The organism is Marinospirillum sp. (genome assembly GCF_044810985.1).
In the GTDB taxonomy this organism is placed as follows: domain Bacteria; phylum Pseudomonadota; class Gammaproteobacteria; order Pseudomonadales; family Halomonadaceae; genus Marinospirillum.
This window is the reverse complement of sequence record NZ_CP085242.1, coordinates 902,052-916,398: the sequence shown is the minus strand read 5'-3', so window position 1 is coordinate 916,398 and position 14,347 is coordinate 902,052. Positions and strand designations below refer to the sequence as shown.

Below are 14,347 nucleotides of genomic sequence, written 5' to 3'. Positions count from 1 at the left end.
TCAGTGTGAGTTCGCTAGCCTGTGAAACTGTCTTAATGTTTTGTTAAGAGATACTGTGCAAGGAGCAGAGCGAATGCTGGAAAAACTAGCAAAAGGTCAACTGGTTGTTGGTGACCGGGCACCACTGAATGTTTATACCCACAGTGGTGTGGTGCTATTGACCAAAGGTTCGCCGGTGGAAAATGAACAGCAGGTTCAGGCCCTGCTGGCACAGGGCTACATCAACCCCAAGGAAAAAACGATTGTCCGCCAGGATGAAACCAACTTCCAGCGTCGTCGTTACTCCAATGATCTCAACCCCTTTCTGGAAATAGAAAACCTGCTGGAGCAGCTCAGGCAGGCTTTTGAACTGGTTGAAAAAAACACGGCAGGCAAGGGCTTTCAGCGCAGCATGCTGGATATCGGTGACCAGTTGATCCACCTGGCTCACAAGTCACCCAATGCGCTGCTCGGAGCGGCTCACTGGCCACGGGATATACCCACCACCCTTGATCATCCCATGCGCTGTGCAGTCTTGCTGGCTGTGGTTGCCCGACCTCTGAAAATCAGCAAGGAAAAACTGCTTTCGGCCCTGGCGGCCACCCTGACAGCCAACCTGGGCATGATGCACCTGCAGGAAAAACTCAATAACCAGCAAAAACCCCTGACGGACCAGCAAAAAGAAGCCATACGCAACCACCCTGAAAAATCTGTGCTGTTATTGGAACTGATGGGGGTGGAGGACAGCATCTGGCTGAATGCGGTGCTCCAGCACCATGAAAGGCTGGATGGTAGCGGTTACCCCAAGGGTCTGGTGGACAAGCAAATCACCAACACAGCGCGCATGGTGGCCTTGGCAGACAGCTATGCAGCCCTGACGGCACCCAGGGAGTATCGCCCGCTGCTATCCCCCCGCCAGGCTATGAAGCAAATGCTGGGCGAAGAAGCACAGCTTCTGGATGCGCGCCTGGGCAAGGTGTTTTTAAGTCAGTTGGGTCTGTATCCACCGGGAACCCCGGTCTTGTTGAAAAATGGTGATACAGCGGTGGTGACCGCCAAGGGCGAAGCCATCAATACCCCGGTTTGTGCGGGTATCCGGGCCTCCAGTGGCCAGGTTTACATGCAGCCTCCACGCCGGGATACCAGTGAACCGCAACTGGCGATCCAGAAAATCCTCAACAAGGACCTGCTCAGGCCCTTGCAGCCCTTTCTGTTCTGGAATATCAATGTCAGCAAGGCGATTGCTGAGTAGCACTGAAATCCTGGCTGCTTGACCTCCCGTTCATTTTTACTCCTGTCAACAACCCTGCATCCGGCTTGATCTTGAATTGATCAGGCCGGATAAGTCTTTGTTTATTAATATAATTCTAATGATAGGTTTTTTTGATTTTTGTTATAGTATTTTAATTTACGAAAACGCTATACTGGATTCATGGAAAGTGTATTCTTAATGTAACTTTTAGTACAACAATTGATCTATATCATGGCAGGAGACGCTCAGTGCGCAACAACCAACCCGTTACCCAAAAAGAATATCCGGTTCGCAAGGATTGCGCGATTATTTCCCATACTGACGCCAAGGGTCAGATTACCTACGTCAACGATGAGTTCGTTGAGTATGCAGGCTTTAATCGTGAAGAGCTGATCGGCAAACCTCACAATATTATTCGTCACCCGGACATGCCCAAAGAAGCTTTTCGCGATATGTGGGCAACCTTGAAGGCAGGTCGCGCCTGGCAGGGCATGGTCAAGAACCGTCGCAAGAATGGCGATCACTATTGGGTGAAAGCCACGGCCACACCGCGTGCGGATGGCGGCTACATGAGTGTGCGTCTGCAGCCCACTCAGGCTGAAATTCAGGCTGCTGAAGTTTTATACAAAAAAATGCGCGAAGGTGGCGGCGGGCGTCTGGCCGGTGGCTATCACCTGCCGGGGCTGGGTGCGCGCATCAAATATGCCTACAATAATATGAGTCTGACCCTCACGGCCATTTTGCCTCTGGTGTTCTTCTTTACCGTCATGGCCGGTATCACCGGCTGGCAGTTTCTGGCGATTACTGATGCGGCCATCGAAACAGCCATGATGCCCTTGCTGGTGGGTCTGGGGGTTTCCGGTGGTTTTGCTTTTCTCTGGCTGTTTCTGGTCTTGCGCGTGAACAGCGGGCGCTTGAATGAACTGCAAAAGGTGGCTCGGGAAATTGGTTCCGGTAATCTGGTGGCTCCGGCTCCCATGGGCAACCTGGATGAAATCGGCAGTGTCTTCAATGCGGTACAGGTGATGCGCAATCGTCTGTTTGAGATTGCCTTCCAGATGACCCAGTCGGCGCGTTCACTCAATCAGTCTGCCCAGGAAATGCTCTCGGCCAGTGAAGAAACCTCCCGGGGTGCTCAGGAGCAGTCTTCCGCTTCGGCCAGTATGGCTGCGGCTTTGGAAGAGCTGTCTGCCTCTGTGGATCAGATCGGTGAAAATGCCAACTCGGCCCACTCAGCATCCCAGCAGGCTGGTGAGGTTTCCAAGGCCGGTGCTGAAGCCGTGTATGCCAGTACCCAGGAAATTGCTGCCATTGCGGATACTGTCAAGGATTCCGCGGCGCAGTTGAAGGAACTGGAAGCCGTCTCCGACAATATCGGTCAGATTGTTTCCACTATCCGTGAAATTGCCGAGCAAACCAACCTTCTGGCTCTGAACGCAGCGATTGAAGCCGCACGGGCCGGTGAGCACGGTCGTGGTTTTGCGGTGGTTGCTGATGAGGTGCGTAATCTGGCAGAACGTACCGCGCAATCCACGGTGGAAATCACTGAAATGGTCAACCAGATCCAGAAGCGTACCGAAGCAGCAGCGGATGAAATGCAGTCCAGTGTTGAGCGGGTGGAAGCCGGTGTTGACAAGGCCAAGCGTGCCGGTCAATCGGTGGCCGAGATCGAGCAGCAAACCCAGAAAGTGGTCAAGGCCACCCTGGATATCCAGAGCGTTCTCAAGGAGCAGGCCATGGCTGCCCGTGAAGTGGCGGAAACGGTTGAAGGCATTGCCAGCCTGGCCGACAGCAATGCATCCCAGGCGGAACAGGCCTTTGTTGCCAGCCAGCATGTTCAGGAGACCACCCAGGTGCTGGATGAACTGCGTAAACAATTCAAGGTTTATGTAGATTGACCGGAGAAGCCATGTGAAGGCCACTAAGATCACAAAAGCTTCTTGCTGGATCCTGGCTTTTGCTTTTGGGATGTTGGGTAATCACTTACTGGCGGATCAGTCTTTTCCCGAGTTTACGGAGGTCTTTCAGCAGCAGAATGTCATCATGCTGCTGATCGAGCCGGAAACAGGGCAAATAGTCCAAGCCAATCCGGCTGCTGCAGTGTTTTACGGCTACCCGCAAGAGCAACTGCAGCAGATGACGATTCAGCAGATCAATACCTTCAATGCCGAACAGGTTGCAGAAGAGCGGCATCTGGCCGAAACTCAGGGGCGGAATTATTTTATTTTCCGCCATGCCCTGGCTTCAGGTGAGCAGCGTCGGGTGCAGGTTCACTCCCAGCCCTACTGGTTTGGTGATCAGCGCCTGCTTTTGTCCATTATTCAGGACATCACCCCGAATCGTCATGAGGAGCAGGAACTCTGGCAGTATCAGGTGCTGCTGGAGGAAAAGGTGGATGCTCAGGTCGAAGAAATCGCACAAAGAAAACGCTGGCAAACCTATTCGTTGCTTTTGGCGATTGCTGCCCAGTCATTGGTGATTATGCTACTGATCATCAATATACAAGGCCGCAAGCGCCTGGAAGCTGAGAAAGCCAGTTTGCTGGCATCCCTGCAGGATAAGAACAATGAGCTGACCCGTTTGAGTGAAGTCATGGCTCATCACTTTCAGGAACCCGCCCGGCGGCTGATGAGTTTTGCCCAGCGTTTGCAAACCCAGACGGATCTGGTGAACAATGACAAAGCCCGGTTGTCCCTGGAGTTTATCGATACCCAGGCCAAACGTCTTTCCGATCTGGTGAAAGATGTTCAGCGCTACTTGTCCCTGGATCACCTGGGTGTGGATTTTGGGAAGCTGGCTGACACCCAAAGCTGTTTACAGGCCGCAATCCAAAGCGTTGAGTTAAACCCGGATGAAGTGAACCTGGAGATTCAGCAACCCTTGCCACAAGTGGATTTTTCGGCCAAAAAACTGCAGCTTCTTTTCAGTGTGCTTCTGAGCAATGCCTGGCGTTACCAACTCCCAGATCAGGTGCTGCGTATTCAGATCCGTGCCGAGCAAAGCGGTGAACGCGTGTACTTTCGTATTGCCGACAATGGCCGGGGGATTGCACCGGAATATCGGGATCAGGTGTTTGGGCTTTTTTCGCGTCTGGTTCCCAATTCCACGCCGGGAACGGGCATGGGCCTGGCACTGGCACAAAAGCTGGTGAAACAGGCAGGTGGGGAGATCTGGATTGAAGACGGTCTGGATACAGGAACCTGTCTGGTTTTTGATTTGCCCGCCAGGGCTGCAACGACAAGCCATAACAACAGGTGATGCATGGGTTCAGATGATTTTTTTGTGGTGGGTATTGGTGCCTCAGCCGGTGGACTGGAAGCCCTGGAGCAGTTTTTCAAAGCCTGTCCCGAGACCACCGGGGCTGCCTTTGTGGTGGTGCAACACCTGTCCCCCGATCACAAGAGTATTATGCATGATCTCCTGGCCCGTTATACCCGCATGCCGATTCAGGTCGTGGAAGACGGTATGGTGTTACAGCCGAATCATGTTTACCTGATTCCCCCGGCTGTGTTGATGCGCTTAACGGACAAACACCTGGTGTTGTCCAGTAAAGACCCTCATCACCTGACCCTGCCGATTGATATATTCTTTCGTTCTCTGGCAGAAAATCGCCAGGAAAAAGCAGCAGGCATCATTTTGTCGGGCACAGGCTCGGATGGTTCCCGTGGTGTAGTCAGTATCAATGCCGAAGGGGGGCTGGTGCTGGTGCAGGACCCCCGAACAGCCAAGTTTGATGGTATGCCCAAAAGTGCTCTGGCCACCGGTGTCATGGATGCGGTTTTGCCACCTGAACGCTTGAGTGAGCGCCTGGTGGAACACTTTCTCACCCCAACAGTCACTCCGCAGTTGCCTGCAGCTCAGTCCCAGTCCAGCCCGGACAGTGAAGAAGTGATCCTGGAAAAATTACTGCAGCTATTGGCAGATGTGGGCCAGATCGACTTTCGGGACTACAAGCTGGCAACCGTGATGCGACGAATACAGCGGCGCATGCAGGTCAAACAGTTCGTCAGCTTGCAAAGCTACTATAAGCTCTTGCAGGAAAGCCCGGAAGAAGTGGCCGACCTGCGGCGTGAACTCCTGATCCCCGTCACCAGTTTTTTTCGCGACCCCCTGGCTTACCAAAAACTGGCCGAACTGGTTATTCCGCAACTGGTGGAAGAAACCGCCTCGGGTGAAACCCTACGGGTCTGGGTGGCGGGTACTTCCACGGGAGAAGAAGCCTATTCCCTGGCGATTTTGTTTCATGAAGCTTTTGAAAAAGCCCAGCGTTGGCCGAACCTGAAAATCTTTGCCACGGATGTGAACCCTTTGGTGGTGGATTTTGCCGGTCAGGGCAGTTACCCGGAATCCTGTGCAGCAGAGCTTTCCCTGGCCCGCCTGGAGCGTTTTTTCAAACAGGTGGGCAGTCACTATGTAGTGCAACCCGAGCTGCGCCAGAGTATTGTTTTTGCACGACATAACCTGCTCGTCGACCCGCCTTTTACCCGCATGCATCTGGTGAGCTGTCGTAATGTTCTGATTTATTTCAAGCCCGAAGCCCAGGAACGGGCATTGCAGCGTCTGCAATATGCCACCCGCCCAGGTGGAGCCTTGTTTCTGGGGTCCAGTGAGTCCAGTAATGTGATTGACCGGGGTTTTGTGACGCTGGATTCCAAGCATAAAATTCTACAGCGCAACAATCAGCCCTTGGCTGCTGCCCCCGAGATGACCCGAACCCAGGGCATTCTGCCGGGTCTGCAAAGCCTGCGTCGTTCGACACCCAAACCCTATGCCACCCAGCATCTGCACCAGGATCAGAGAGTTATCGATGCGGCCACCTTGCAGTTGCAGGATCACTATGCACCACCGGCCATGCTGATCAACGAGGATCAGGAAGTCATCCATCTTTTTGGCCAGGTCCAGCCGTATTTTGCATTGCGTCCGGGCAGTGTCAGCATGTTGATCGGGCGAATTCTACCGGAAAGCCTGGTTCCTGTGGTGTCGGCATTGATCTATAAAGCCCTGAAAGAAAACCAGGTGCTGACTTCCAGTCGGCTTCAGGTTCTCACCAGTCAGGGGGATCAGCGTCAGTTGCGTCTGAAGGCTCATCCACTGATTACCCAGGGCGGGCAAAAGTACCTGCTGTTATGTTTTGAAGAAGACCAGCACCCGACTGAAGAGGCCGGAATCCAGCCCGAAGAGCTGAATCTTGACAGTGAAAACACCCAGCGAATTGCCAGCTTGCAGCAGGAGCTGGAAGCCAGCCGTCAAAGTCTGCAGGCAACCATTGAAGAGCTGGAAACCTCCAACGAGGAGTTGCAGGCGACCAATGAAGAGCTGATGGCTTCCAACGAAGAACTGCAAAGCTCCAATGAAGAGCTGCAGTCCGTAAATGAAGAGTTGAACACGGTCAATGCTGAGTACCAGGAAAAAGTCGGCCAGCTGAATCGCCTCAATGCGGATCTGGAAAGCATGGCCAAATCCGTGGGCATTGCCACCGTCTTTCTGGATGGTCGCCTGCAACTGACCCGCTTCAGCCCGGATGCCGTCAGACTCTTCAACCTGCGCACCAGTGACCTGGGTCGCCCTCTGGAGCACCTGACCCACCAACTGGATTACTTTGATCTGATGGATGATCTGGCCTTTACTCTGCAAGCCGAGGAGGTGGTGGAAAAGGAAGTGAAAAGCAAAGAGGGCCGGGTCTATCTGGTCAGGCTCTTGCCCTATCGCATTGCCTCCAGCAAGGATCAGGGAGTGGTGGCCTCCTTTGTGGATATCACGGCTTTTCATGATTACAAGCGCTTGCAGGCCATCCTTGATGCGCTACCGCAAAAAGTGGCTGTTCTGGAAAAAAACGGCACCATTGCCCTGATCAACAAGGCCTGGCAGCAGTTTTCCGAAGACCAGGAAGACCCGCAACTGTTGCTGACAGCCCTGGGAGCCAACCACCTGCAGGCGGATCATCGCTACCAGCAGGGTCGGTCTGCCGAGGCCATCGAAGCCCAGCAGGGTTTACAGGAAGTTCTGGAAGGTCAACGGGCCTCTTTTGTGATGAAGTACCCTTGCCATACGGCAACACAAGAACGCTGGTATATTATGAATGCAGCCCCGATTTACGGGCAGCATGAGCTGTCGGCCGTGGTCAGCCTTATCAATATCAGTCACTGGAACCAACTGGAAGCCAATAACAGCTTCATTGAGACCTGAAAATGCACTCAAAAAAAACCCAGGATCAGGCTTTACGCCAGGAAGCTCAGGAAGCCTTGCAAAAAGGTGAGGTAACCAGTGATCTGGATCTACTCACACAAGTCAATGACCAGCAGCGCCTGATTGAAGAGCTGCGGATTTATGAAGCCGAACTGAAAGTGCAGAACGAACACCTTCAGGAAACCCAGGAACAGCTGGAACTGGAAAAAGAACGCTATGCACTGCTTTATGAACACTTGCCCCTGGCTGGTTTGGTGATCAACAAGCAGGGTGTTACCCAGCAAGCCAACCAACAGGCCAGTGAGCTTTTCGGGTTTCAGTCACCGCTCAAACTGCGTCAGCATTCGGTGTATCGACTTCTGGATTCGCGCGGTCGCGACTGGTTGAGTGACCTGCTGCGTCTGGGGCAGGGAGCAGAACCTGCACGCCAGGATTTTCATTTGAAACCGCGTCAGCCAGGGCTGCCTTCGCTGGCAGTTGAGGGCCATTGGATACCTCTGCCCAATAGCACGCGCCTGGAAGACCAGAGCCTGCTTTTGTTGATTGATCGCCATGAACGCGAACAATCCGAACAGGCTCTGCTGGCCCATGAGCAGGCCCTGCAGGAATCCAATACCGAACTGGAACAATTTGCCTATGTGGCCAGCCATGACCTCCGCCAGCCGTTGCGGATGATCAACAGCTATTTGCAAATGCTGGAGCGCCAGGTGGGTGACAGCCTTACCCCGGATGCCCGGACCATGATCGACTTTGCCACGGCAGGGGCTCAGCGTCTGGATCAAATGCTGCTGTCCCTGCTTGAGTATTCCCGGGTCGGGCGCAAGGGGGAACCCCGCAGCCAGGTGTCCAGTCATGCTGCCATTGCCGAAGCTCTGGCTTTTCTGGGGCCGCAAATCGAGGAATCCCAGGCCCGGATTGACTGGGAATCCGAGCCATGGCCCGAGGTTTACGCCAGTCGTGATGAACTGACGCGGCTTTTTCAAAACCTGATCAGCAATGCCATCAAATACCACCAGCCGGATCAGTGTCCACGGATTACCCTGAAGCTGGAGGAAAAATTCAATGCCTGGCAGTTTTGTATCCATGACCAGGGTTTGGGAATTGATCCCAGGCAATTCAAGCGCCTGTTCAAGGTTTTTCAACGCCTGCAAACCCGGGATCATTATGAAGGGAACGGCATCGGCCTGGCGGTTTGTCGTAAAATTGTGGAGCGTCACGGGGGCAGCATCTGGGTGGAATCAGAAGGTGAAGGTCATGGCAGTCGTTTTTGTTTTACCCTGCCCCAGGTATAATAAGGCTTTTTAAAGGAATCTTTATGCTTACAGTATTCAGGACAACGCTGGTTCTGTTAGCTGCCAGTCTGTGGCTCGGGGGGCAGGTGCTGGCGGCGACCCCCACCCAGAAACTGGTTCTGGAAAAACTGCAGCAGTTACAAGAGTCTGGTGTGATTGCACCGGGTTCGGTACTGCGTTTACAGGTCAAACAGGGGAATCGCGCTTCTTTTACGGGAACCCGACAAGCCCTGCGCCGGGAATGGGAAGAAGCCACCGGTGTGCTTCTGGATATCGGCTTGATGCCCCAGGGAACCGTTGGCAACTATCTGCGCAAGGGTACGGATGCCGACCTGCTGGTGGCCCGCAATCATGAATATGCTGATCTTTACCATCAGGAACTGATTATCAGCCTGGATGAGCCATTGCAGGCCATGGGGCTGGAGTTGAATGCAGACGAGGACTTTTTTCTGTTTGAGGCCCAGGCCCGTTTTGCCGGGCAAACCCTGGCCGTTCCGGCCGATGGCGATCTCCTGCTTTTGTATTTGCGCCAGGATCTGCTGGATGACCCCCAAGAGAAAAAAGCCTTCAGGGAACGCTTTGGTTACCCCCTGCAGGCTCCGAAAACCTGGCAGCAATATCAGGATCAACTGGAATTCTTTCATCGCCCTGATGACCAGCTTTACGGGACGGTTGAACTGCGTGATCCGGCTCTTGCCTGGATGCATTGGTTGCCTCGTTATGCGTCCCAGGCTTTTCCCAATCAGCCTCTGTTTGATGACAACCTCAAGCCCCTGGTCAACTCACCGGCTGGCATTGCGGCTACGCAAAGTTATCTGGCAACCCTGCCTTTTTCCCCGGAGGGCATAGCCCGACCTGGATCAGGCTATGATCTGGCCCTGCCGATTTTTACTCAGGGTGAAGCCTATTCCCTGATGATTACCCTGGCCGGTGCCAAGCTATTTAACCGGCCCGGGCAGCCGATTACCGAGCGCTATTCGGTTCACCCCCTGCCCGGCAAGGAGCACCCTCAGGGTCTGGTCAGAAGAACGCCTCTGGCCTTTGGTAACAACCTGATCATCCCTGCCAGCAGCCCCCAGCCGGAGCTGGCGCTGCTGTATGCGCTTTGGGTGACTTCCGCCGAAATTTCCACGGCCACAGTCAGTGAATCCGGCAGTTTTGTGGACCCCTTTCGTTATTCACATTTCCAGAGCCCGGAAATCCAGGCTGTTTATGGCCAATCCGCCCTGGCTGCCATGCAGACCAGCCTGGATCTGGCGGTGCCTGCCGGAACCGGTACGCCGGGAGATGATGGCTATCTGCTGGCCCTGAATCAGGCCTTGGACAAGGCTGCGCGTGGGGAAATAACCGCAGAGGAAGCCATGCAGCAGGTTGCAGAAGACTGGGAGAGAATCACCCAAAAACAGGGGCGGGCCAGTCAGCGCCTTTACTGGCAGCGACATCTGAAGCTTTACCCGGAAGCATCCGAAAGGGGGGTCCATGAATAAACCGGCCTGGTATCAGGGGCTGGGAATCAAACTGGCTGCCAGTTTCTTTTTGGGCGTCATTTTTGTATCTCTGCTTCTGGTTTATGCTGAACGCACCCTGAATCAGACCGTCAGAGACAGTGAGCAGCTCTTGCAGCAGGAACTGGTGCCCCTGGCTCTGGCCAACAAGCTGCAATCCCTGCTTTTGCAGCTGCGCGAGCTGGAAACCGGGCTGCGGCAAACCCGTGATCATTTTGCCCTGGTCAGTCAGGTGGATGACCTGAGGCAGGCCATCACCTCTTTTGATGAGCAACTGACTCCTTGGCTGCTTATACTGGATCAGCAGGAGGGTCTGCGCCGCCGCCAGGTGGAGGAAAACTGGCAGGGTTACTCCCAGGATCTGCAGGAAATAGCCAAGGCAGCAGAACAGGGCCAGTATGATCAACTGATGGCCCTTTCTATCTATCAATCCACCAGCCGTTACCAGGCCCTGGTGCGCTACTTTCAGGTTTTTGCCCAGGAGCGCCAGGACAGCGCAGAACACATCTATCATCAGCAGGTGGATCGCAAGCAACAGCGTTTCAAGTATTTCCTGGTGGCTTCGGGGGTTGCGTTGCTGCTTTTGGGCAGCCTGCTTGGCGTGTTCATCCTGCGTTTGTTAAGACGCATTATCTTGTTGCGCAATGGTGCCCAGGGGCTGGCCAGAGATGGCTTGATGAATGCACTGGAAGTCAGAGGCAAGGATGAGCTGGCACAATTGACAATGGCCTTCAACCAGATGCAAACCAAAATCCTGGCTCGTGAGCAGGCCCTCAACCGATCCAAGGAAAACCTGGAGCTGCGTGTTTCCGAACGCACCCAGGAGCTGCGTGAATCCAATGCCGAGCTGGAACAGTTTGCCTATGTGGCCAGCCATGATTTGCGTCAGCCCCTGAGGATGATCAACAGCTATCTGCAAATGCTGGAAAGGCGTCTGGAAGGCCAGCTGGATGAAGACAATAAACTCATGATGGACTTTGCCACGGACGGTGCCAAACGCCTGGATCAGATGCTGGTTTCCCTGCTGGAATATTCACGCGTGGGTCGCAAGGGCCAGCCCATGGAAACTCTGGCCAGCCGTGAAGCCGTGGATGAAGCCCTGCATTTCCTGCAGCCACAAATCACAGAAAACCAAGCCCGGGTCCAGGTGGCAGGCAATGACTGGCCCTACGTTCTGGCCAGCCGCGATGAGCTGACCCGTCTTTTTCAGAACCTGGTCAGCAATGCCGTCAAGTATCACCCCCCCGGTGAAACGCCGGAAGTCACTCTGCAAGTGAGCGCCGAGAATGAGCGTTTCTGGTTGTTTAGTGTGGCCGACCGGGGCATCGGTATTGACCCGGATCAGGCGGATCGCCTTTTCAAGGTGTTTCAACGCCTGCAAACCCGTGACAAATTTGCAGGCAACGGAGTGGGCTTGGCTATCTGCCGCAAAATTGTTGAGCGTCACGGTGGCAAAATCTGGATGGAATCAGCAGGGGAAGGTCAGGGCAGTTGTTTTTATTTTACCCTGCCCACCCTGAATTCAAGTCTGACCAGGGGGCAAAAAAATGCTTAAAACAGCCACCTGGAATTTGCTGCTGGCTTTGCTGATCAGCCCAGGCTTTTTGCTGGCCAGCCCCTTGCAGGCCCTGATCATGGAAACCGAACCCTGGGGGTTTTACAACCCGGAAACCGGAGAGTTACAGGGCATCTGGATTGATATAGCCGAAGAACTGGAAGCGCAAAGCGGTATCCCTCAGGAAAAACGCCTGGCGCCTTACGCCCGGGTGATGGAAAGTCTGGCCTTGGGAGATGCCGATCTGAGTTACCTGATCCAATCCCCTGACCGGGAGGATGAAGTCGTGCATGCCGGCTTCCTGTTCAATTTTGGTTCGGTGGTTCAGGCACGTTCAGGCATCAAGCTTCAGAGTTATGAAGACCTCCGGGGTTTGCGCATCGGTGTTCTGCAAGGCATACGCCTGTCTCCTGAATTTGATCAGGATGATGATCTCTACAAGGTTCCGGTACGCAACTATGAAACCCAGATCAATATGCTGGCGGCAGGGCGCCTGGATGCCTTGTCCGGTAACAGCCTTTCCCTGGCCTATTTGCAGGAGCAGAGGCAGATTGCAGACCTGCTGGGTGATCGTCTGGTTCTCCAGGTCACTCCGGTGACGGTTCAGGTGTCCCGAAAAAGCAACGAGCTGAATCGGGTGGAGCCCCTGACTGAAGCGGTGCAGCAGCTGCGTGCAGAAGGCCGGATTGAAGCCATTCTGGATGCCTGGGCCGGGGATCGCTGGCGGGTTGAGGAGGAGGCCCAATGAAAGGGAACATCACCCGGAGTCTGGCCTGGAGGCAAACCCGCTGGACGCTTCTGGCTGCAGTGTTGCTGGGTCTGGCCATGAGCCTGCTGTTGATTTTTGTCGACTTGCAGCAGACGCGCAGCAATATCCAGGACTCCACCCAGGAATTACTGCGTACCACGGCCAATGCCGCCACTCAGGCGGCCTACACCCTGGATGCAACCCTGGCCGAAGAAGTGCTGGAGGGCCTGTTTGCCGTTCAGGCCGTCAGTTCGGGGACTCTGGTGACGGAGCGCGACCGGGTGCTGGCCAGCCGGGATCGTCGCCAGGAACAGAAGACACCCACACTGGGTGGCCTCTTGGGCAAAGAACTGAGCTTTCGGCAACCTCTGGTTTGGAACAATACCTTTACCGGCGATCAACAGGAGGTCGGTGAGCTGCAAATCACCCTGAATGGCGGGATTGCTGGCAGTGACTTCACCCGACGCGTCTGGTGGGAGCTGATTTTTGGAGTCATACGCAATGTCCTGCTGGCTTTTGTGATCCTGTTTATTTCCAAACAGCTGCTGACCCAGCCCCTGGGGCAACTGGCCGCGCAGATACGTCACCGCAATACCCATGACTTCACCCCTTTAATGCCTTTGCCGGGGCATGAAAAAGATGAGATCGGCCAGGTGATTCAAGCCTTCAATGAGCTGGTCAGCTCCTTAAAGCAGTCCAACCTGGAAATGGAGCGCTTGAATGAAGTGATGGCCCATCATTTCCAGGAGCCTGCCCGGCGTCTGGTGAGTTTTGCCCAACGTCTGGAAAACAAGGCAGACGGCCAGGAGGATGCCGAAAGTCGCCAATCCCTGATTTTTATTCAGGAACAGGCGCTGCGGCTGAGTAATCTGGTCAAGGATGTCCAGCGTTATCTGGCCCTGGAGCAGTTGCGACTGCCCCCGGAGCGGCTTCACCCGATCCGGATTTTTGCTGAGATGGTCAAGGAGACCGGGCTGAGAGAAGATCGCCTGCAGGTCAGCCTGGAAGGGGATGAAGTGACTGCGGTTTTTCCCAAACGAAGACTGCAGGAAGTGTTCAGCATTTTGCTGGACAATGCCCTGTTATACGCCGGTTCCCAGCCAACCCTGAAGCTGCAGGTCAAGGCGGTGCTTTGTGGTGACCGGGTGCAGGTGAGCTTTGCCGATAATGGCCAGGGAATTCGGCCTGAATATCGTCAGCAGGTGTTTGAACTCTTCACCCGCCTGGTGCCCAATCATAAGGATTATCCGGGAACAGGCATGGGATTGGCACTGGTGAAGAAGGTGGTTTTGCAGCACTCTGGAGAAGTCAAGGCCGTGGAAAGTGAGCTGGGCGGCGCTTGCTTTATTTTTGATCTACCTGCAGATGGAGTGGAAAACCATGATGGATAAACCGGATATTTTCAAAGTGCTGCTGGTGGAGGATGAACCTGCAGATGCCCATCTGGTGAAGATGTCTTTTGAAGAAGGCCGGGTACTGGTTGATTTGCAACATGTGCAGGATGGTGTGGAAGCCCTAGAATACCTGAACCGCGAAGGAGATTTCGCCCAGGCTCCACGCCCGGATCTGATTCTTTTGGATCTGAATATGCCGCGGATGAATGGCCGCCAGTTTCTGGAAAAAATAAAAAAACAGGAAAGTCTCAAACGCATCCCGGTTGTGGTCTTGACGACCTCCGAAGCGGAAATTGATATTGTTTCTTCTTATGATCTGGGCGCCTCAGGGTTTATTGTCAAACCTGTGAATATTGATGATTTTATTCAGCAGGTGCAGCAACTGGAAAACTACTGGTTCACTTTGGTGAAAAGACCAGCAGAATAAATTGAACAG

10 protein-coding genes are annotated in these 14,347 nt (G+C 54.2%); all 10 read left to right on the top strand.

Annotated elements, in window-relative coordinates; translation table 11 throughout:
* Positions 1 to 73: 73 nt before the first annotated feature.
* The 10 genes from LG323_RS04410 to LG323_RS04365 all read left to right on the top strand — a co-directional run bounded on the left by LG323_RS04410 (position 74) and on the right by LG323_RS04365 (position 14,338).
* Positions 74 to 1,231, top strand: coding sequence for an HD-GYP domain-containing protein (locus LG323_RS04410; protein ID WP_404419387.1), 1,158 nt, complete (start codon positions 74 to 76; stop codon positions 1,229 to 1,231).
* Between the two features lie 248 nt (positions 1,232 to 1,479).
* Positions 1,480 to 3,129 (top strand): methyl-accepting chemotaxis protein, encoded by a 1,650-nt coding sequence (locus tag LG323_RS04405; protein WP_404419385.1) that lies wholly within the window; start codon positions 1,480 to 1,482, stop codon positions 3,127 to 3,129.
* A 70-nt stretch (positions 3,130 to 3,199) separates the two neighbouring features.
* The gene (locus LG323_RS04400; RefSeq protein ID WP_404419383.1) at positions 3,200 to 4,489 is read left to right on the top strand and encodes an ATP-binding protein; all 1,290 of its coding nucleotides are present in this window, start codon (positions 3,200 to 3,202) and stop codon (positions 4,487 to 4,489) included.
* Between the two features lie 3 nt (positions 4,490 to 4,492).
* A complete protein-coding gene (locus tag LG323_RS04395) occupies positions 4,493 to 7,417 on the top strand; it encodes a chemotaxis protein CheB (protein WP_404419381.1) in 2,925 nt (974 codons plus the stop codon).
* Positions 7,418 to 7,419: 2 nt separating this feature from the next.
* The gene (locus LG323_RS04390) at positions 7,420 to 8,709 is read left to right on the top strand and encodes an ATP-binding protein (RefSeq protein ID WP_404419379.1); all 1,290 of its coding nucleotides are present in this window, start codon (positions 7,420 to 7,422) and stop codon (positions 8,707 to 8,709) included.
* A 23-nt stretch (positions 8,710 to 8,732) separates the two neighbouring features.
* The gene (locus LG323_RS04385) at positions 8,733 to 10,196 is read left to right on the top strand and encodes an extracellular solute-binding protein (protein ID WP_404419377.1); all 1,464 of its coding nucleotides are present in this window, start codon (positions 8,733 to 8,735) and stop codon (positions 10,194 to 10,196) included.
* Positions 10,189 to 11,769 carry an ATP-binding protein gene (locus LG323_RS04380; RefSeq protein WP_404419375.1) on the top strand — a complete coding sequence of 527 codons (1,581 nt, stop codon included), beginning with the start codon at positions 10,189 to 10,191 and terminating at the stop codon, positions 11,767 to 11,769. The genes LG323_RS04385 and LG323_RS04380 overlap by 8 nt, the downstream gene beginning before the upstream one ends.
* The gene (locus LG323_RS04375) at positions 11,762 to 12,517 is read left to right on the top strand and encodes a substrate-binding periplasmic protein (protein ID WP_404419373.1); all 756 of its coding nucleotides are present in this window, start codon (positions 11,762 to 11,764) and stop codon (positions 12,515 to 12,517) included. Before LG323_RS04380 ends, LG323_RS04375 begins: the two co-directional genes overlap by 8 nt.
* The gene (locus tag LG323_RS04370) at positions 12,514 to 13,908 is read left to right on the top strand and encodes an ATP-binding protein (protein WP_404419371.1); all 1,395 of its coding nucleotides are present in this window, start codon (positions 12,514 to 12,516) and stop codon (positions 13,906 to 13,908) included. Before LG323_RS04375 ends, LG323_RS04370 begins: the two co-directional genes overlap by 4 nt.
* Positions 13,898 to 14,338 (top strand): response regulator, encoded by a 441-nt coding sequence (locus LG323_RS04365; RefSeq protein WP_404419369.1) that lies wholly within the window; start codon positions 13,898 to 13,900, stop codon positions 14,336 to 14,338. Before LG323_RS04370 ends, LG323_RS04365 begins: the two co-directional genes overlap by 11 nt.
* The last annotated feature ends 9 nt before the right edge of the window (positions 14,339 to 14,347 follow it).

Excerpts from the sequence above, each read along its gene's own strand:
- LG323_RS04370 (WP_404419371.1), top strand. The coding sequence starts at position 12,514 with ATGAAAGGGAACATCACCCGGAGTCTGGCCTGGAGGCAAACCCGCTGG.
- LG323_RS04375 (WP_404419373.1), top strand. The coding sequence starts at position 11,762 with ATGCTTAAAACAGCCACCTGGAATTTGCTGCTGGCTTTGCTGATCAGC.
- LG323_RS04385 (WP_404419377.1), top strand. The coding sequence starts at position 8,733 with ATGCTTACAGTATTCAGGACAACGCTGGTTCTGTTAGCTGCCAGTCTG.
- LG323_RS04395 (WP_404419381.1), top strand. The coding sequence starts at position 4,493 with ATGGGTTCAGATGATTTTTTTGTGGTGGGTATTGGTGCCTCAGCCGGT.
- LG323_RS04400 (WP_404419383.1), top strand. The coding sequence starts at position 3,200 with ATGTTGGGTAATCACTTACTGGCGGATCAGTCTTTTCCCGAGTTTACG.
- LG323_RS04365 (WP_404419369.1), top strand. The coding sequence starts at position 13,898 with ATGATGGATAAACCGGATATTTTCAAAGTGCTGCTGGTGGAGGATGAA.
- LG323_RS04380 (WP_404419375.1), top strand. The coding sequence starts at position 10,189 with ATGAATAAACCGGCCTGGTATCAGGGGCTGGGAATCAAACTGGCTGCC.
- LG323_RS04390 (WP_404419379.1), top strand. The coding sequence starts at position 7,420 with ATGCACTCAAAAAAAACCCAGGATCAGGCTTTACGCCAGGAAGCTCAG.
- LG323_RS04410 (WP_404419387.1), top strand. The coding sequence starts at position 74 with ATGCTGGAAAAACTAGCAAAAGGTCAACTGGTTGTTGGTGACCGGGCA.